The sequence below is a fragment of the Streptomyces sp. 11x1 genome (assembly GCF_032598905.1).
Lineage (GTDB): Bacteria > Actinomycetota > Actinomycetes > Streptomycetales > Streptomycetaceae > Streptomyces.
Window position 1 is genome coordinate 294,595 of record NZ_CP122458.1, and the last position, 17,468, is coordinate 312,062.

Sequence of the window (17,468 nt, forward strand, 5' to 3'; positions counted from 1 at the left end):
TGCGCCACTTGCGACGGAAAAGCGAAGTTCCTTGTATTTATCGCAAATCTTCCAAAGCGGGGGCCTTCGGGGTCATTCAAGCGATACGGGTCAGGCGCCATATGTTGTCCCTGCGCGTGCCGGGATGACCCGTTGGTGACGGGCAGGGGCGCTCGACGGCTTCCAGCGTCTCCACGTGCCAGGCGTCACTTGGCAGGGCGATCGTGTTCAGCACCTGCTGAAAAGTCGGGAAGGCCGTGTCGGCGGACTGGTCGGTCACTCTGTGCCAGGACGGCCAGCCCCCGTGCATGACCACCAACAGCGTTCCACCCAGCACCACGGCTCCTGCCGCTCGGCGCAGGACACGGTCCTGGTCCAGCGCGACAGGGGACTGCAGGAACTGGGCGCTGACCAGGTCGTATGCGCCTTCTGGGAAGGTGCAGCCGAGCTCGTGGCGCTCCCAGCGGACATGTTCGGCGACTCCCTCCGCCGCTGCGTGCGCGGCGGCACGGTCCAGTGCGGTCTGTGAGATGTCCACGCCGGTGACCTGCCATCCCCGGGTGGCGAGCCATACGACGTCGGCGCCTTCCCCACACCCCAGGTCCAGGGCACTGCCCGGTGTCAGGTCGCTGACCTCGCGAACCAGCAGAGGGTTAGGCCGACCGCTCCAGATCCGGTCGCTGTCGCGGTAACGGTCTTCCCAGAACTGTCGCGGGTCAGGGGCTGGTCTGCTGGTCACGGAAACTCCTCAGGGAAGAAGCGGTCGCACATCGGATGTCAGTTGGCCGGCAGGCCCTCAGCCTCAGCGATGCCTTCGGTGCGTGTGTCGGTGTCGGGCAACGACCACGGCCGCACCACGATCAACAGGGCAAGGCCGGCCAGAGTGATTGCACCGAACATGCACAGGCCCATCGCGGCTGCGTCGTTGCCGAGAAGGCCGACCAGCGGAGCGGTCACGGCGCCGATACCGAACTGGAGCGAGCCCAGCAGCGCCGCCGCCGTCCCGGCAGCCTGGCCGTAGCGGATCAGAGCCAGCGCAGGCGCGTTCGGCTGCACGAAACTGCACGCCAGCATGACTGCCCACACCCCGGCCAGCACCGCGGGCAAGCCACCGAATCCGCTCATCGCTGTCACTACGAGCAGCAGTCCGGCCACCACACCGGCCGCGATCGCCCAGCTCATCACCTGGACAGGCTCGAACCAGCGCAGCAGCAGCGGATTGAGCTGACTGCCCACCGCCAGCCATACCGCACCAGCACCGAATGCAAGACCGAACGTCTGCTGGCTCATCCCGAACTGGTCCTGGTACACGTAAGCGGCGCCTGCGATGTAGGAGAAAAGGGCACCCATCGTCAGTCCTGCCACCAGCACCAGACCAACGAAGGCGCGGTCCTTCAGCAAGTGCCCGTAGGTGCGTGCAGTTGCTCCGAGTCGCGCGCTGCGGCGCTTCTCGGCCGGCAGTGTCTCCGGCAGCCCCGCGGTCACGATCGCCAACATCACGAGTCCGTAGGCGGCCAGGAAAAGGAACACTCCACGCCAGGAGACCCAATTGAGAAGCAGGCCGCCCAGCGCGGGTGCCAGAATCGGAAACGCTCCCATGATTAGCATCAGTCGGGACAGTGCGATGGCGGCGGCGCGTCCCGTGTACACATCACGCACGATGGCCATGCCGATCACAGCGCTTGCAGAGGCGCCGACACCTTGCAGCACGCGGAGTACTGCCAGAACTTCGACGGATGGAGCGACCGCGACCAGCGCGGACGCCAGTAGGTGCAGAGCTGTTCCCATCAGCAGAGGCAGGCGGCGTCCCCACACGTCGGACAGCGCGCCGATCACGATCTGGCCGCCGGCGAGACCGAACAGTGTTCCCGTGAGCGTCAGCTGGACCATGGGGCCGGACGCCGACAGGTCAGCGCTGACGTCGGGGAGCGCGGGCAGGTAGGTATCGATCGTCAGCGGAGTGAGCGCGACCAGCGCACCCAGGATCAAGATCATGCGGAGTCTGTCGAGCGCCGCATTTGTCGTGCCAGTCACAGAAAGTCATCCCTTCACCGCCCCACACAGGAGGCCGTTCAGCACAGTCGAAGTCAGAAAAAGACAGCAGGGACCTGCGGGCATCGCCGCACGCGCATGGCCGTGGAAACGGGTGCTTCCCCACGATCGGGGAGGGCTCGGTGCCTGCCTCAGGACAGACGCCGAGCGCGCAGGACGCTCTCGTGCACGGACGGCATACCGGCCCGGGCCGCCTGCTGGAGGGTTTCGTGAACCACCATGCTCCAGCGGTCGCCGAGGAGTTCGGCGACGTCATTGACCTGGCAGAAGCCGGCCTCGCCCTGGCCGCCCTCCACAGACGCCTGTACAGGATCACGGCCGAAGACCAGCAAGGCCCCGCCGGGAGCGACCGCCGCCAGCAGGCGGCCCCATGCCCTCTCCCCGCTTCCCCGCGGCAGTAGGAGCTGCCGGACACAGACCAAGTCGAAGGCCCGCGCCGGCGGGGGCGTCAAGGACACATCGGCACGAACCCACGCCACACTTCCGGAAGCGATACCCGTGGACCGGGCGACGGCGCGCTGCAAACGTGCATGAGAAGTGTCCACTGCGGTGACCAGCCACCCCCGGCGCGCCAGCCGTACAGTGTCGTCGCCCTCACCGACGCCCACTACGAGCGCCTGCCCAGGCGCCTCGGCCACCAGGCCCCCGCCTGGCGCAGGATCCACGAACACGTCACCGCCGCGACACGGGTCGTCCCTGAACTGTGCATCCACCGCTCTCGCCTCGGTCATCAGGTACTGGAGGACGGCCCGCTTGCGCGGCTACAGCCGTCCCTGTCCCGTGCAACATGACTCGGCGGGTCTCGGCTTGACAAAATTCTTTGAGAAAACTGCAAAATGGAGGGATGGCAGAAGAAATCAACGCCCTGCTCCAAGCGATCGGACCGCGCCTGCGCTGGCTACGTCACCGCGCCGGAGCGACCCTGACCACCGTCTCGGAAACCACCGGCATCCCGATCAGCACCCTGTCGCGGCTCGAATCCGGACAGCGCAAACCCGGACTGGAACTTCTGCTGCCCCTCGCACACGCATACCGGGTCCCCTTGGATGAACTGATCCAAGACCCAGCCGCTGAGGACCCGCGCCTGCAGCCACGCCCCATCCGCCGCGGCCCCATGACCATCATCCCGCTGACCCACAAACCCGGCGGGCTCCAGGCGTACAAACACATTCTCAATGCCGGTGTCAGTGCAGGTGAGCCCACCCTCCGCTCCCACGAGGGCTACCACTGGCTGTACGTCCTCAAAGGTAAGCTCCGCCTTGTCCTCGGCGAACAGGACTTCATCCTCCGCGCCGGTGAAGTCGCAGAGTTCGATACCCACCTCCCACACTGGTACGGCAATGCCGAAGCAGAGGCCGTCGAATACCTCAGCATCCTCGGGCCACAGGGCGAACGCTTCCATGTCAAAGCCCGCTCGCACCACGGCCAGTGACTAGCTGTTTCTCAAGCGATCAGGTGTCTGACCTGGATGTTTGTCGCTTGTGATCTTCGTGTGTGAGCGTGCAGGGTGACGGCGTCTTCGTCACCGAGTTCGGAGGTCTGCCGTGCCCACGCCCGCCGCTGTCATGAAGCGCCGCCTGCGCGATCTCGAGCGGTCACTCCACTGGTCGGCTGACCGGTGCTGCCCAGTTCGGCGGCCGCTGCCGGGTCCGGGGTGGGGATCGCGGCGAAGCCCTGGAACCGGTCAGGGTGTGCGGCGGCGACGTCGGCGAGGGCGTCGTTGGCCTGCCGCGCGAGGCTGACCGCGTCCGGAGCGGGCAGGTTCTGCACGCCGGGCGAGGTGAGCGAGAGGACCTGCACGTCGACACCCGGGTCGTCCATGTCGGCGATCCGCTGCTCACCGGTGTCGAGCAGTGCCCGCTGCACGCGGCGCGCCCGCTCAAGTGCACTGTCTTCCTCGGCTTTGTCCGGACCGTCCTGCCACGCGTCCATGAGCTCGGGGACGACGAAGTGCTCTTCCAACGCGATGATCTTCATGATGGTGCTGCCATTCTCTGGAGGCCGGGTCGGTCGGCCTCATTGGTTCTGTCGCTGTCCGACAGCGGAGGGGCCGGCTGCGGGACTGCCTCGCGGCGGTGCCTCAGCGTCGTGCGGTGAAGACCGCGTGCGCGTAGCGCTCAAGGAGCGCTGCCTGTGCCGCCGCGTCCGGTGGCGCGGGCACATGCAGCCACGCGTCGACCAGGGTTGTCATCCCTCCAGCGGCGAACAGCGCTGCTTCCCTGTCGGCAGCGGCCGATTCGTCGATGTCCGGATGTCCGCTGACGAGTTCGGAGAACACCCGTGCGAGCAGCGCGGTGGTCTGTCCGTGGGCGAGTTCGCGCAGTGCGAGGAACACGTCCCGGTCACGCTGGATGAACGCGAGGAACGGAGCCAGTCCATCGCGCCGCACCGCGTCGACGATTGCTTGCAGCGCGGCCTCCGGTTCCGGCGGGGCCTCCTGCCCGGCGCCTTCGAGCATGCGACGTACGAGCACTTGCGCTGCGAGGGGCTCGATCGAGTCGTAGTGGTTGTGCAGCACCTGACGGCTCAGTCCCGCGCGTTGCGCCACCGCGCTCATCGTCACCGGTGCTGCCTCCTCGACGAGGCTCGCCATCGCTTCCTGCAGGGAGCGGCGAGTCCGCCGGACCCGCGGGTCGGAGCCGCCGGTCCGGTTGCGTGGCGTCGCGACGTGTTCCACCAGGTCTGTCGACTGACTCGTTACCATGTCCAGTAGTTTACATGTGACAATAACTGGACTGCTGTCAAAGAGTTGACAATGAGGTGGACGGGTCTTGCTCCCGTCCCCGCCACCGAGAACTGACCTGTCCCGCAACGACATTCGGGAGTACAGAGTGCGTATCGGATTCACCCTGCCGCAGATGGGCGATCTTGCCCGCCGGCCCGGCGAAGTCACCCGCTTCGCGCAGGAGGCCGAAGCCCTCGGCGCCGCGAGCCTGTGGGTCGGAGACCGCCTTCTGTCGCCGGTCGACCCTGCCATCGGCTGGAACGGCAGCGATTCCTTCCCCGCCTACGCCCGCAACGTCCTCGACCCTTTCGCCCTCATGGCGATCGCAGCGGCCACCACTGAGCACGTCGGGATCGGCGCCAACATCCTCCAGGCACCCCTGTATCCACCGGCACTGCTCGCCCGCTCCCTCACCACCATCGACCTGGTCAGCAACGGCCGTCTGCTGCCCGGCTTCGGCATCGGCTTCTCCCCCGACGAGTACCAGGCGGCAGGCGTGCCGATGAACGAGCGAGGCGCCCGGCTGGACGAGTGTCTGGACGTGCTGGAAGCCTGGTGGACGACCAACCCGGTCGAACACCACGGCAAGCACTGGGACATCCCGGCCACCCACGTCGACCTCAAACCCGCCCAGACCCCGCGCCCCCCGATCCACCTCTCCGGCTTCGCCCCCGCTGCCCTGCGCCGGGTCGCCCGGCGCGCCGACGGCTGGCTCCCCGCCTTCTTCGCAGGCACCGGGCCCTTCGACCCCGACTCCATCAACGTCCCCATGGCCGAGATCCGGCGCCTCGCGACCGAGGAAGGCCGCGACCCGGCCTGGATCGACATGATCCTGCGCATATACCCTGTCGGCGAAGCGGGCTTCGACGACATTGTGGAAGCCATCACCCGCGCCGAAGCGGAGACCGAGGTCACCCACTGCTTCGTCGATCTCACGAACGTCGCCGGCGATGTCGACCAGGCCCTCGACATCGCCGACCGCGTGCTCAAAGCGACCCGGTAGGGACGTCAGCCCGATGTGACGGAGCAGTGCTGCTCAAGGGGCTGTGCCGCTCTGGCCCGGCAACACGTCCGTCGGCTCGACGACAGCGATCCGGATTCTGGCCGACGGTGATCATCGGCTACCGCGATCACCCGACCCGGTCGAATCGCGGACCAGTCGGACAGCGAGACGGCCCCCTACGTCGCGCACGCTGACGACCTCGCCCGGACCCGGGCGGCGGTGGGTGACGAACACCGGTCTCCGCGTACGGCCCTTGAGCAGCCGGGGCAGAAGGCGGGCCGTGCCGGCGTCCCAGTACACGGGCTCCAACACGAAATCCTCGCGAACCTGGCCGCGGCGGCGGGTGCGTGGGCGGACGCCCTTGGCCTTGACCGGGCAGCGGCGGCCGGCGAGGTCCAGGTCCTCGATATTGACGCCGAGGATCTCCTCCGCCCGCGCGCAGGTCTCGTAGAGCATGCGCCACAGCGTCTTCTCCCTCAGGTGCACCTCCCGCCGCGCGATCAGCCGGTCGATCGCCATCTTCGAGCGGGCCGGGGTCTCCGAGTCCGGCGGAGTCATCCGCTTTGCCCAGGCAGGTGACTCTGTTGCTGGATTCGTCAGCTGGCGAGTTGGTGGCTGAGGCGTTCCAGTCGGCTGGTGCGAGGCTTGCGTAGGGGGTCGGTGGTCCACCAGGCGTCGAGGCGGACGATGTTGACAGCGGTGGCGGAGAAGGCGTGTTGGAGGGTGACTTTCGGCAGGCCGCGGTAGCGGGCCCGGCGGATGCCGGTGACGTCGAGGGCCTGGTTGACGGTGCTCTCGATGCCCGCGCGGAGGGCGTACTTGGCCCTCCAGGACTCGGTGTCCTGCTCGGCGCGGGCGGTGGTGGTGCGTTCGTGGAGTTCACGGGGCCGCAGGGTGAGCATGCGGGTGCCGCGGATGGAGGTGGTGCATGTGGCCTGGGAGGGGCAGGGACGGCAGTCGGCTCGGGCGAAGTCGATCACGATGGCGTCGCGGCCGTGCTGGACGACCGGGTACCAGCCGGCGCTGGTGGCCCCCTGGGGACAGTGGACCTGGCGGGCCCTCCAGTCGACGCGGAACGCGCTCTTGTCGAAGCCCTCGGCGGCCTTGGCCTGGGGCGAGTGGTCGGCCAGGAGTGGGGTGACCATGCTGATGCCCTGGCCCGCCGCTTCCACGACCAGGTCGACGGAGGCGTATCCGGAGTCGGGGTAGTGCTCGTCCGCTGCGACCTGCCGCTCGGCCAGGTTCTGCTGGACGGGCGCGGTGGCCTTGACGTCCGGAACGGTCGCCTCGGTGGTGTGAACGTCCCTGATCAGCCGTAATGGAAGCCTCACGGCTTCGGCTGCGGCTTCGGCTTCGGCTTCGGGGAGGGTGTCGCAGGTCTCGGTGAGGTGGACCTTGTATCCGAGCCAGAAGAGGTCATCGCCTTTGGGTGTAGATCTTCTGAGGGTGCCTCGTTGGGGTGATTCGCAGGGGTTCGGGGTGTGGCCGGTTGTGCCGACTTTTACCGTCGCTGGGGTCGAGCGTGCCGTGAGGCGTGCGGGTGCTGAGCGAGGGTGGGTGTGGTGTGCCGTCGTTGATGGAAGCGTTGGAGGCCAGGCGGGCTGAGGTGCTGGGCCAGGCCGAGCGGCTTCGTGAGCAGATCGCTGGTCTGTCCGAGGAGTTGTCGCGGGCCGAGGAACGGCTGGCGCGGTTGCAGATCGCGCGGGAGACGGTGGAGGAGGTGCTGGCCGCACCGTCTTCTCCGGTGCCGGGCACGGACGCTGGCGAGGGCGCAGGCGGGGTCGCCGTGGCGCTGGTGAAGGCCGAGGCGGAGCTGGACGTGACGGTGATGTCGCAGGAGTACCGGGAGATCATCGCCTTGTTCGCGACCTCGGGGGCGGCGATGCGCTGCAAAGAGGTCTGCCGGCACCTGGGTCTGGGGGCCGAGCCGCGGCATGTCGAGGGGATGCGTTCGAAGCTGAAGCGGCTGGTGGAGCGCGGGATCCTGGCCGAACCTTCGTCCGGGCTGTTCAAGGTCGACGGCAGGAAGCAGGGGTGGTGAGCGTGGTGGGGCCGGCCCAGAGCGCGCTCGCGGAGTGTGAGGACGCCTTCGCTGCCTCGGCGGGTCTGTTCGCTGCGGCGTGTGCGGAGTTGGCTGCCCCTCAGGCGGCGGTGATGACGCACGCGCAGTTGGAGGATCTGCTGGGAGCGCGGATGCGCGAGGTCACCCGGCAGTTGTTCCAGGACCACCTGACGCTGCGGGCCAGGGACGAGGTGCGTCGGCAGGAGGTCGTGGACGCCACCGGTGTCGAGCGCTCCCGGATCGAGCGGGACCGACGCCGGAGGCTGGCCACGGTGTTCGGCAAGGTCACCGTGGTCCGGATCGCCTACCGCGGCACCAGGGTGGCGGACCTGCACCCGGCCGACGCGACGCTGAACCTTCCGGACGGAATGCACTCGCACGGGCTGGCCAGGCTCGCCGCGATCGAGTCCGCCCGCGGCAGCTTCGCCGACGCCTGTGAGCGGATCAACGCCCACACCGGCTCCGGCATCGGGCACCGGCAGGTCCAGGAACTCGCTGTCAGCGCCGCGGCGGACATCGACGCGTTCTACGACGCCCTGGTCCCCGCCCCCTGCACCGACACCACGCCACTGATCTTGTCGGTGGACGGCAAGGGCGTGGTGATAAGATCCGAAGCCCTGCGCGAGGACACCGCCAGGGCCGCGGCCGCCAAGGGTGGCAACGCGATGAAGACCCGGCTGGCGTCCGGGGAGAAGCACGGCAGGAAACGGATGGCCACCCTGGGAGCCGTCTACGATGCCGAACCCGCGCCTCGCACAGTCGACGACATCATCGCCGACCCCGACCGGCACGACGCCGGCCACGGCGCGGCGCCCGAGCGCCGCCGGGGGCCCAAGGCCCGGTCGAAGTGGCTGTGCGGCTCGGTGAACGACACCGCCGCGCAGGTGGTGGCCGCCGTGTTCGACCAGGCGGAGCACCGCGACCCCGGACACCGCCGTTGCTGGGTCGTCCTGGTCGACGGGGCCCGCCATCAGATCGACCTCATCAAGGCCGAAGCACTACAGCGCGGCGTGGACGTCCACATCATCGTCGACCTGATCCACGTGCTCGAATATCTGTGGCGAGCGGCATGGTGCCTGCACGACAGCGGCGATGCCTCCGCCGAGAGCTGGGTCGCCCGTCACGCCCGCGTCCTGCTGGGCGGCGGCGTGCAGCAGACCGCCGCCGCACTCGAGGAAGCCGCCCGCACCGCCCAACTGCGCGGCGCCCAGCGCAAGGGCATCGACGAGGCCGTGAACTACCTGACCGGCAAGGCCGAGTACCTGCGCTACGACACCGCCCTGGAACGCGGCTGGCCGATCGCCACCGGGATCATCGAGGGAGCATGCCGGCACCTGGTCAAAGACCGCCTGGACATCACCGGCGCCCGCTGGGGCCTCTCCGGAGCTGAAGCCGTACTCAAGCTGCGTGCCGTCCGCGCCAACGGCGACTTCGACGCCTACTGGACCTGGCACCAGCAGCAGGAGTTCATCCGCAACCACCAGACGCGCTACCGCGACCAGGTCATACCCACCGCCTGATCAACAGCCCCCTCATTGGATCTACACCCATCCTCGATACCCAGTCCGTGCGCGCGGCCGCGGGTGTCCCGAAGACCACGACGGGGCTGGACGCCAACAAGAAGGTGTCGGGCCGCAAGCGGGGACTGGCCGTGGACGTGCTGGGGTTGGTCATCGGCGTCGTGGTGCTGGCCGCCTCGGCCCACGACAACACCGCCGGCACCGCCCTGCTCGACCAGGTCGCCGAGCGGTGCGGGATGCGGCTGGAGAAGGCCCTGGTGGATCAGGGCTTCAAGGACGAAGTTCTGATCCATGGCGCGTTGTTGGACATCGACGTCGAGATCGTCCGCCGCAACCCCGATGACCAGGGCAAAGGCTTCGTCCCGCAACCGAAAAGGTGGATTGTGGAGCAGGTCAACGGCACGTTGATGTTGCACCGGCGTCTGGCCCGTGAGTACGACCACCGGCCCGACACCTCTGCCTCACGCGTCTACTGGGCCTCCATCGCGAACATGACCCGCCGCCTCACCACCCCGAGTCCGGCCTGGCGCGACACTCTCGAGCTGGCTGCGTGAACGTCCTCGAGCTCCTGGCAGACCTCCAGGCGCAGCACGAGAAGGCCACGGCCCGGGCCGGTGAACTACGCGACCAGATCGAGCACTTGACCGCCGCCTTGGCCGAGATCGAAGCACGACTCACGGACCTGGCCACCACCCGGAAAGTCATCGCCGAACTCGCACCGACCCAGGAAGACACCGAAGCGCCCGAGACGAACAGCGTCTACCAGGCCATCGTGAACGCCTTCAACCAGCACCCCGACCAGGAGTTCCGAGCCCGCGAGCTGCACGAACTCCTCGGCATGCCCACCGACGAGGCATCCGTCAACATCACCCGCAGCCGCCTCGGACGCCTCACCCGCCAAGGCTTCCTCACCCAACCCGGACGAGGCCGCTACCAGAAACGGACTTAACGTCCACTCAGAGGGCGTTTATGCAGGTCAAGCCCTATATGCGGCTCTCGCCACTGCCCTGCTTTGAGGGTCTTCATCCCATAGGCGACGAATGGTGCTCCCCAGGTCGAATGCTCGGCCATCCATCTCGTTCGCTTCTGTACCTGGAAGTCCGTCTGGTTTGAAGTTGCCGCGGAATCGCCCAATGAACAGCGGAACCAAGCCCTCCGCCTCGCCCGTGATCACGCTACGCCGTGAGCGAGCGCAAGCCGTACCCCAGCGACCTGTCCGACGCCCGATGGGCCCTGATCGAGCCGACGTTGACGGCCTGGAGAAAGGCCCGACTCGACCGCAGGCCAACCGGACAGCCGGCCAAGGTCGATTTACGGGACGTCTTCAACGCGATCCTCTACGTGAACCGCACCGGAATCCCCTGGAAATATCTCCCGCACGACTTCCCGAACCACGGCACCGTTTACGCCTACTACGCCGCCTGGCGCGATGAGGGAATCTTCGCCCAGCTCAACTATGACCTGACCGGACTGGCGCGCGTGAAAGAGGGGCGCAAGCCCGAGCCGACCGCATCCGTGATCGACACCCAGAGCGTGAAGACTTCCACCAACGTGCCCGTGACCAGCCAGGGAACGGACGCCGCGAAGAAAATTGTCGGCCGGAAGCGCGGCATCCTCACGGACACGATCGGCCTCATCCTCGCTGTGACCGTCGCCGCCGCGGGCCTGTCGGAAAACGCCCTGGGAATCCGCCTGCTCGACCAGGCGAAGGAGACGTACCCGACCATCTCCAAGAGCTGGGTCGACACCGGCTTCAAGAATGCCGTCGTCGAGCACGGCGCCACCCTCGGAATCGACGTCGAAGTCGTCAACCGGAATCCGGAGACCCGCGGCTTTCAGGTCGTGAAAAGGCGCTGGGTGGTAGAGCGGAGTATCGGTTGGATCATGATGCACCGCCGTCTCGCCCGCGACTACGAGACCCTCACTGCCAGCTCCGAGGCCATGATCCACATCGCCTCGATCGACAACCTCGCCAGGCGCATAACGGACGAGACGACACCCACCTGGCGAGGAACGCACTAGGACGTAAACGGCAATCTGCCCACTTCAGACGCCCTCTAAGAACGCCGTGAAGGACCGAGGCTGGACCATCAAGATCCATTGCCAGGGAGTCCACTCCGAAGGATCAGCCTCAGGAGCCGCTGCAACCCCCGCCGAACACCGTGCGCGAGCAGAAGTGCCGCCACCTATCATTGACTGGTGATCGGCAACCTTGAGTCGTTCCAGGACGAGCTGGCCGCCAGCGGGTTTCCGCCGCTGGTCAACAAGCTGGCCGGGGCCGGCTTCCGGGGCAAGATCGCCACCCGTGGCCTCGGGCCGCTGCGGCTGGTCTCCCTCGATACGCCCGAGAGCGCCTGCATCGGGCGGGAGCGCGACGCCGTCGACGGCGAGAACCTGGCGGTCAAGGTGATGACCCGGGGCCGGACGCGGATCGAGCAAGGGCGTGGCGACGCCGAACTCGGGCCGGCCGACCTGGTACTGCTCGATCCCACGCGTACGCTCCGGTTCGAGAGCACAGCCGCGGCGCACGTCACCATCCTGGTTCCGCGCCGGGAACTTCGGATCCGGCCCGCGCAGATCGACCGGCTCATCGGCGTACGCATCGACGGCAGCCACGGCCCGGGCGCTCTCGTCTCCGTGCTGGCCCGGGAGTCGGCGCGGTCGGCGAGCGAGTTTCGCGAGGCGGAGGCGCTGCGGTCGGCGGCGGCCGTCGTCGAGCTGATCGCGGTCGCGCTGGAGGCCCGGCTCGGCGACGAACGACCGGCCCCGGACGAGTGGTTGCGGAGCCGGATCGCCGGCTACATCGAGACCCGGCTGGCCGATCCCGCTCTGTCCCCGCCCGGCATCGCCGCCGCCCACCACATATCCGTACGCCGGCTACACAAGCTGTTCGAGGACCAGCCGCTCACCGTCGCGGCCCTGATCCGCCGTCGCCGCCTGGAGCGCTGCCGGGCCGAGCTGACCGGAAGCGGACATACGGTCACCGCCGTGGCCGCCCGGTGGGGATTCTCCGATCCCACCCATTTCAGCAAGCTCTTCAAGGCGACGTATGGCTACAACGCCCGCGCACTGGTAACCAGCAACCGTGCACGGACAACCAAGACGCGCACAGCCGGCCCGGACAAGGATGGTGGTGACCAAGGCAGACAAGAGCAGCAGGAGAAGTCGTGGCGAAGGTGAACATCGTCCGCCCCGGTGAGGGCGAGATCCTCGGCAGCGGGGCGCAGCAGATTCGCATCCTGGAGAACGGCGAGCACACCGACCACCGGCTGGGGTTCGCCGAGGTCACCATTCCGCCGGGCACCCCGAGCCCGTTGCAGCATCGCCACGCCCAGCATGACGAGGGCTTCTACGTGCTGGCGGGAACTTTCCGGTTCACCGTCGGCGAGGACCACTACGACGCCGGGCCGGGCACCTGGGTCATCGTGCCGACCGGGGCGCCGCACACGTTCGCCAACGTCGGCGATGAGAACGCGGTCATGCTGAACACCTTCACGCCGGACCTGTATGTGCAGTACTTCCGCGACTTCAAGGCCATGATCGATTCCGGGCAGCCGGTCAACGCCGAGACCATGCAACCGCTCTGGAAGAACTACGCCACCGAGATATCGAACGAATACGCCTCGTGAAGCGCCTTCAATACGACCGCTACGGCGGTCCGGAGGTGATGCGGCTCGCTGAGTTCGAGCCACCACGCCCGGGTCCGGACGAGGTTCTTGTCCGCGTCCGAGCGGCGGCTTCCAAGGCGCTGGACTGGAAGATGCGCAACGGCGAGATGAAGCTGATGACCGGCCGCTCCTTTCCCCGGGCGATGGGGCACGACTTCGCCGGAGTCGTCGAGGCGGTCGGCGCCGGCGTCACCCGTCTGAAGGCCGGCGACGCGGTACTCGGCCACGCTCGGTTCCGGCAGGCGGGGGCGTTCGCCGAGATGGTGACGGCCCCCTATCTGATTCAGCCAGGAGGCGTGGACGGGTGTGTGGACCATGACGGCGTTTGGAAACCGGTCGGCCAGGCGGTCGATGGCCCGCTCGCCGCGATGCGAGGAGCCGTTGTCGACGATCCAGAACACGCGTTTCGAGCTGGCGTAGGGCTCGCTGGTCATCACCTGCTCGACGAGTTTCATGAACGGCACGATGCCGGTGGTCTGTTCACAGCGGCCGAAGACTTCGGCCCGGTGGATGTCGTAGGCGGCCAGGTAGGCCAGGGCGCCGCCGCGCCCGTAGGTGTGGTTGACGCGCATCACACGGGCCTGGCCCGGGGCCAGGGTGGGATGGCAGCAACAGCGGGCTTGGATGGAGGTCTTCTCATCCGCGGAGATGACGTACTCGTCTTCCCCGGGCGGGGTGTCCTCGAAGTTGCCGACGTGCAGGTCCAGGACCCGTTGAGCGGTGTCGCGGAAGTTCGGGTCGCGGATGAAGATCCAGGAGCGGCGCTGCCAGGGCTTGAGCGCGTCATCCTTGAGCCAGCGGTGCACCGTGGAGGCGGAGATCATCTCGGTGATGTCCCGTGTGACGGCCTCACGTGCGAGCTCGGGGCAAGACCAGCGGGAGAGCGGAGTCCCGGACTCGGTGGGCAACTGGCAGGCCAGCGCCTTGGCTTCGGCGACCTGCAGCGCGGTGAACGTCGGCGGCCGCCCCGACCGCTTGCGGTCGGCCAGGGCAGCCATCCGGCCGGCTGCGAAGCGGCCGCGCCAGCGGCGCACGGTATCCACGTGCAGGTGGGTATTGGCAGCGATCCGGGCGTTGCCGCGGCCTCGGGCAGCCAGGAGTACGATCGTCGCGCGCTGTCGTGCCTGGTGCGGGGTCTTGTGGCCGTAGGCCATCTTCTTGAGCCGGTGGCGCTCGGAAGCAGTCAATTCCACAGGCACGGCGGAGCACACGGGCATGAAGGGGAGGCGACCCATCTCTCCGGGACTGTGGGCGGGAGCGACGGCGCCAGCTTTTCGTACCCGCCTGCACGGGAAGCCTTCGTCGCTAGGCCGTCTCCTCGATCACGAGGTGGGCCGGTGACCTGAGTTGGTGCTTTGAGCCTTGCCCTTGTGTCAGAGATTGACCACGACCTTTCCGTGTACGCGGCGTCCGGCTTGCAGCTGTACGGCTTCCCGGATCTGCTCGACAGGAAAGGTGGCAGCGATAGGCACGGTGAGCTCACCGGCAACGATGGCGTCGGCGATCCGCCGCAGGTCCTCCTGCTGCGCGTCGATTCCGCCGGTAGCGCGCACGCCCTCGGGAGGGTTGGGGGCCGCGATTGTGGAGATCCGCTCCGAGGGAACGCCGAGCGCGAGCGCCGCCTCGGCTGCTTCCGTGCCGAACAGGTCAGCCGCCGCGCTGATGCCGTCGGGAGCCATCGCGCGCACGCGGTCCTCCAGGCCGGGCCCGTAGGCAACCGGGTCGACGCCGAACTGCCGCAGGAAGTCGAAGGTGCCTTGGGAGGCTGTTCCGATCACCCGGGCGCCCGTGAGCCTGGCGAGCTGGACGGCGAACACGCCCACACCGCCGGCCGCGCCCCCGACCAGGATGGTGTCGCCGGCCTTCAGGTCAACCGCTGTCAACGCGGCCGAGGCAGTCATTCCCGCAACCGCGAGTGTGCTGGCCACCTCGTCGCTGATCTCTGCTGGAGTGTGACGGAGCGTATCCGCCCCGGAGGGGTCGACCACCACCCAGTCTGCGGCGGCCCGGCCCGTCGCGGTGCCGTAGACACGGTCACCCACCGCAAAGCCGAAAACGCCTTGACCGATCTCGTCCACGGTGCCGGCGAAGTCGGAGGCGAAACGGGACGGCAGTGTGATGCCGAACTGCTGCGCCACCTCCGGCATGGAGGTGAGGACCCAGTCCATGGGGTTGAGGCCGACGGCAGCCACACGGACGCGGACCTCACCTGCTTCGGCATGCGGCTCCGGAACCTCGCGCAGCTCCAGTACCTCGGGTCCTCCGAACGTGTCGTACATATCGGCCTGGCTCATGGTGTACGCCTCCACAGTAAGTGATGGGACTTTGTCCTATCACTGTACACCGTGACGAGACCGAGTCCCGTAAGCTGTGCTCATGGCTCGCTGGGAACCCAACGCATCACGACGGCTCGCCGAGGCAGCCCTCGAATTGTTCGCGGAACGCGGTTACGACGACACAACCGTGCTCGACATCGCGCAACGCGCCGGACTCGCCAAGAGCACCTTCTTCAGGCACTTCCAGAACAAGCGGGAGGTGCTCTTTGGCGAGGATGCGTTGACCGAGCAGCTCGTCACCGCGATATCGGAGGCACCCGCCGAGGCCACCCCACTTGAAGCGGTAGCGCGCGGTATCGACGCGCTCAGCCGGAACGTCTTCACCCACGCTCTCCGCGAATTCAGCGCCCGAAGGCGAGCGGTGATCGAAGCCCATCCCGACCTTCAGGAACGCGAAGCTCTGAAGGGCATCAGCCTCACCGCTTCGGTCGCTCGGGCCCTCGCTGCCCGCGGGACCCCCACCCTCAGCGCCCGAGTGGCCGCAGAACTGGGCACCCTCGCCGTGAAAGTCGCCTACGAGCGGTGGAGCGACATGGACAACACCGACGAGTACGGCGACCTTGCCCGCCAAATCCTCAGCGAAGTGCGAGCCGCTGTCCCGGACGTGTAGGCCCGCCTCGCCAGCCGGCGACTCGTTGTTCTGGTCATGCCCAGCGGACGAGACCTTGCCGACGGCGAGTGGGCGGTGCTGAAGCCGCCGCCGGGCCGCCCGGCCGCGGAAGGCCGCCACCTGCTGCGTGGATGTACACCGACCCTGACGCCGGTCAGGTGATGGCCGACTGGCCGGCCGAAGCACCAGCGCTGCTCCACCGATTCCCCACTACCGCGGCACGGCATCCGGGCGACTCCGGCTGCAGCACGCTGCTCGACAGCGCCATCCCGCCCTCGGATAGATCGAGTTGGAACACGTTGTGCTCCAACTCCCCGACACCCCAGGACCCTCGACGTCGGGAAAGTGCTGGAAGCAGTCGGCGATGCCTTCGTTGCGGGCCGCCGTGGCGTCGTGCATCCGTTCAGGTCGCAGGGCATCGGTCCATAACGTGCGGCCCCGCCAGTCCGCGATGACGGTGGCTTTCATGGTGTTCTGCTTCTTCTTGCCCGACACGAATGCGCGCCGCCCACCGCGGCCGGCCGGTGGTCGGTGGACCTGGATCTCGGTGGCGTCCAGCCGCAACTCGATGCCCTCGGCCCGGGCGTAGGCGAACACATCCGTCAGCGTCCCCAGCCGCAGGCCGGGACGGTCAGGGACCGCGCACCCCCGTGCGGCCGGGAAGGGCCGTATCTCCGCAGTCGGACGGGTGATGGTGGAGCGGTCGACGCCGAACAACAGTCCCAGCACGGCGTGCGGCAGGTCGTGGCGCAGATGGATCAGTGCGGCCACCGGCCGGTCGACCAACACCAGCCGGTGGCGGGCCCCGGCACCGTTCGCCCGCTTTCTGGCCCCGCCCCGCGCAACATGGCGGCGGCCTTCGAGGTCGGCTTGCCATGGCGCCGCCAACTCCTCAGTCAAGCAGGCGAGATGACGCCGAGAGATGCCCGTGAACAGCCGATGCGCCAGCACCGCCCGATTGACCATGATCGCCACACCCGGATCATGCCACCAGCCAGGCACAACACCTCGCCCGCTCTCACGCACCGACTCGTAACCCGCCGAGGCGGGGGGGGAGTGTTCAATGACACACCCGGTCGGGGTGGTGGGCGTGGATGGTCAGTCCGGTGATCCGGCCTGATTGGATGACTGGGCCGTGGTGTACACCGCCTTTGACGTGGTTGTGTACGGTGTCCGGCCGAGCCGCTGCGCTCTGGAGATGCTGCAACGACGTGAGCAGTTCCCGCAGTTCGGCGCCGGAGACGGCGCGGGCCTCCAGTAGATGTCGTAGGTATGCGTCCCACTGTTCGACGGTCTCGCGGGCCTCGTGTGGATGGCCAGTGGACTGGGAGGCGAGGAGCCTGCCCCGCGCGGCGTCCAGATCGGTGATCGTGGAGTTGCCTGCATCGTTGCGTGAAAGGAACCGCCGCAGGAGTTCGCGGGCGTGCGTCCAGGAATCGCTGACCATGAGTGAGACCAGGGTGCTCGCTCCTGACGCGGTCAACGCGGCCAACTCGCTGTCCATGGTTGTCCT

At 67.8% G+C, this 17,468-nt stretch carries 18 protein-coding genes and 4 pseudogenes; 11 read left to right on the forward strand and 11 right to left on the reverse strand.

The features are described from left to right. Positions 1-76 precede the first annotated feature (76 nt). The 3 genes from P8T65_RS01400 to P8T65_RS01410 form a co-directional block, all read right to left on the reverse strand. The gene (locus P8T65_RS01400; protein WP_316723583.1) at positions 77-718 is read right to left on the reverse strand and encodes a class I SAM-dependent methyltransferase; all 642 of its coding nucleotides are present in this window, start codon (positions 716-718) and stop codon (positions 77-79) included. 38 nt (positions 719-756) lie between these two features. Continuing rightward, complete coding sequence (locus P8T65_RS01405; RefSeq protein WP_316723584.1) at positions 757-1,974, reverse strand: multidrug effflux MFS transporter; 1,218 nt, start codon at positions 1,972-1,974, stop codon at positions 757-759. 188 nt (positions 1,975-2,162) lie between these two features. Beyond that, positions 2,163-2,762: a class I SAM-dependent methyltransferase gene (locus P8T65_RS01410; protein ID WP_316723585.1), complete on the reverse strand. Its 600-nt coding sequence runs from the start codon at positions 2,760-2,762 to the stop codon at positions 2,163-2,165. Between the two features lie 113 nt (positions 2,763-2,875). On the opposite strand from P8T65_RS01410, the gene P8T65_RS01415 reads away from it, so the two are divergent. Next, positions 2,876-3,463, forward strand: a complete 588-nt coding sequence (locus tag P8T65_RS01415; protein WP_316723586.1) for an XRE family transcriptional regulator — start codon at positions 2,876-2,878, stop codon at positions 3,461-3,463. Positions 3,464-3,594: 131 nt separating this feature from the next. Here P8T65_RS01415 and P8T65_RS01420 read toward each other — a convergent pair whose 3' ends face one another. Together P8T65_RS01420 and P8T65_RS01425 are read right to left on the reverse strand one after the other, a co-directional pair. After that, entirely contained in the window at positions 3,595-4,008 is a 414-nt protein-coding gene (locus P8T65_RS01420) for an amidohydrolase family protein (RefSeq protein WP_316723587.1), read from the reverse strand. A gap of 103 nt (positions 4,009-4,111) precedes the next feature. After that, entirely contained in the window at positions 4,112-4,624 is a 513-nt protein-coding gene (locus P8T65_RS01425) for a hypothetical protein (protein ID WP_316723588.1), read from the reverse strand. Between the two features lie 238 nt (positions 4,625-4,862). Between P8T65_RS01425 and P8T65_RS01430 the strand changes: the two genes are divergently transcribed. Beyond that, on the forward strand, positions 4,863-5,759 hold the full coding sequence (locus tag P8T65_RS01430; protein WP_316723589.1) for a TIGR03619 family F420-dependent LLM class oxidoreductase: 897 nt from the start codon (positions 4,863-4,865) through the stop codon (positions 5,757-5,759). Positions 5,760-5,936: 177 nt separating this feature from the next. Here P8T65_RS01430 and P8T65_RS01435 read toward each other — a convergent pair. Together P8T65_RS01435 and P8T65_RS01440 are read right to left on the reverse strand one after the other, a co-directional pair. After that, positions 5,937-6,335, reverse strand: a pseudogene (locus tag P8T65_RS01435) (site-specific integrase); the annotation flags it as partial. 20 nt (positions 6,336-6,355) lie between these two features. Next, positions 6,356-7,090, reverse strand: coding sequence for a transposase (locus P8T65_RS01440; protein ID WP_316723590.1), 735 nt, complete (start codon positions 7,088-7,090; stop codon positions 6,356-6,358). Positions 7,091-7,293: 203 nt separating this feature from the next. Here P8T65_RS01440 and P8T65_RS01445 point away from each other — a divergent pair, with 203 nt between their 5' ends. The 8 genes and pseudogenes from P8T65_RS01445 to P8T65_RS47115 form a co-directional block, all read left to right on the forward strand. Further along, positions 7,294-7,800, forward strand: a complete 507-nt coding sequence (locus P8T65_RS01445) for a hypothetical protein (RefSeq protein ID WP_316723591.1) — start codon at positions 7,294-7,296, stop codon at positions 7,798-7,800. 2 nt (positions 7,801-7,802) lie between these two features. After that, complete coding sequence (locus P8T65_RS01450; protein ID WP_399102939.1) at positions 7,803-9,341, forward strand: ISKra4 family transposase; 1,539 nt, start codon at positions 7,803-7,805, stop codon at positions 9,339-9,341. A gap of 29 nt (positions 9,342-9,370) precedes the next feature. Beyond that, positions 9,371-9,895: pseudogene (locus P8T65_RS01455) on the forward strand (transposase); the annotation flags it as partial. Further along, positions 9,892-10,290: a hypothetical protein gene (locus P8T65_RS01460; protein ID WP_316723593.1), complete on the forward strand. Its 399-nt coding sequence runs from the start codon at positions 9,892-9,894 to the stop codon at positions 10,288-10,290. The pseudogene P8T65_RS01455 and the gene P8T65_RS01460, both read left to right, overlap by 4 nt. A 233-nt stretch (positions 10,291-10,523) precedes the next feature. After that, on the forward strand, positions 10,524-11,363 hold the full coding sequence (locus P8T65_RS01465; RefSeq protein WP_316723594.1) for an IS5 family transposase: 840 nt from the start codon (positions 10,524-10,526) through the stop codon (positions 11,361-11,363). Between the two features lie 177 nt (positions 11,364-11,540). Next, complete coding sequence (locus P8T65_RS01470) at positions 11,541-12,521, forward strand: helix-turn-helix domain-containing protein (RefSeq protein WP_316723595.1); 981 nt, start codon at positions 11,541-11,543, stop codon at positions 12,519-12,521. Next, the gene (locus tag P8T65_RS01475) at positions 12,509-12,970 is read left to right on the forward strand and encodes a cupin domain-containing protein (RefSeq protein WP_195888700.1); all 462 of its coding nucleotides are present in this window, start codon (positions 12,509-12,511) and stop codon (positions 12,968-12,970) included. Before P8T65_RS01470 ends, P8T65_RS01475 begins: the two co-directional genes overlap by 13 nt. A gap of 131 nt (positions 12,971-13,101) precedes the next feature. Beyond that, positions 13,102-13,224, forward strand: a pseudogene (locus P8T65_RS47115) (alcohol dehydrogenase catalytic domain-containing protein); the annotation flags it as partial. Positions 13,225-13,296: 72 nt separating this feature from the next. Here the strand turns inward: P8T65_RS47115 and P8T65_RS01485 are convergent. Continuing rightward, a pseudogene (locus P8T65_RS01485) lies at positions 13,297-14,244 on the reverse strand (IS630 family transposase); the annotation flags it as partial. 138 nt (positions 14,245-14,382) lie between these two features. After that, positions 14,383-15,303: an NADP-dependent oxidoreductase gene (locus P8T65_RS01490; RefSeq protein WP_316723596.1), complete on the reverse strand. Its 921-nt coding sequence runs from the start codon at positions 15,301-15,303 to the stop codon at positions 14,383-14,385. An 82-nt stretch (positions 15,304-15,385) separates the two neighbouring features. Between P8T65_RS01490 and P8T65_RS01495 the strand changes: the two genes are divergently transcribed. Next, the gene (locus tag P8T65_RS01495) at positions 15,386-15,955 is read left to right on the forward strand and encodes a helix-turn-helix domain-containing protein (protein ID WP_316723597.1); all 570 of its coding nucleotides are present in this window, start codon (positions 15,386-15,388) and stop codon (positions 15,953-15,955) included. 210 nt (positions 15,956-16,165) lie between these two features. Here the strand turns inward: P8T65_RS01495 and P8T65_RS01500 are convergent, their stop codons facing one another. Further along, complete coding sequence (locus P8T65_RS01500) at positions 16,166-16,921, reverse strand: transposase family protein (RefSeq protein ID WP_316731447.1); 756 nt, start codon at positions 16,919-16,921, stop codon at positions 16,166-16,168. A gap of 94 nt (positions 16,922-17,015) precedes the next feature. Then, positions 17,016-17,459: a hypothetical protein gene (locus P8T65_RS01505; protein ID WP_316723598.1), complete on the reverse strand. Its 444-nt coding sequence runs from the start codon at positions 17,457-17,459 to the stop codon at positions 17,016-17,018. Positions 17,460-17,468 lie beyond the last annotated feature (9 nt).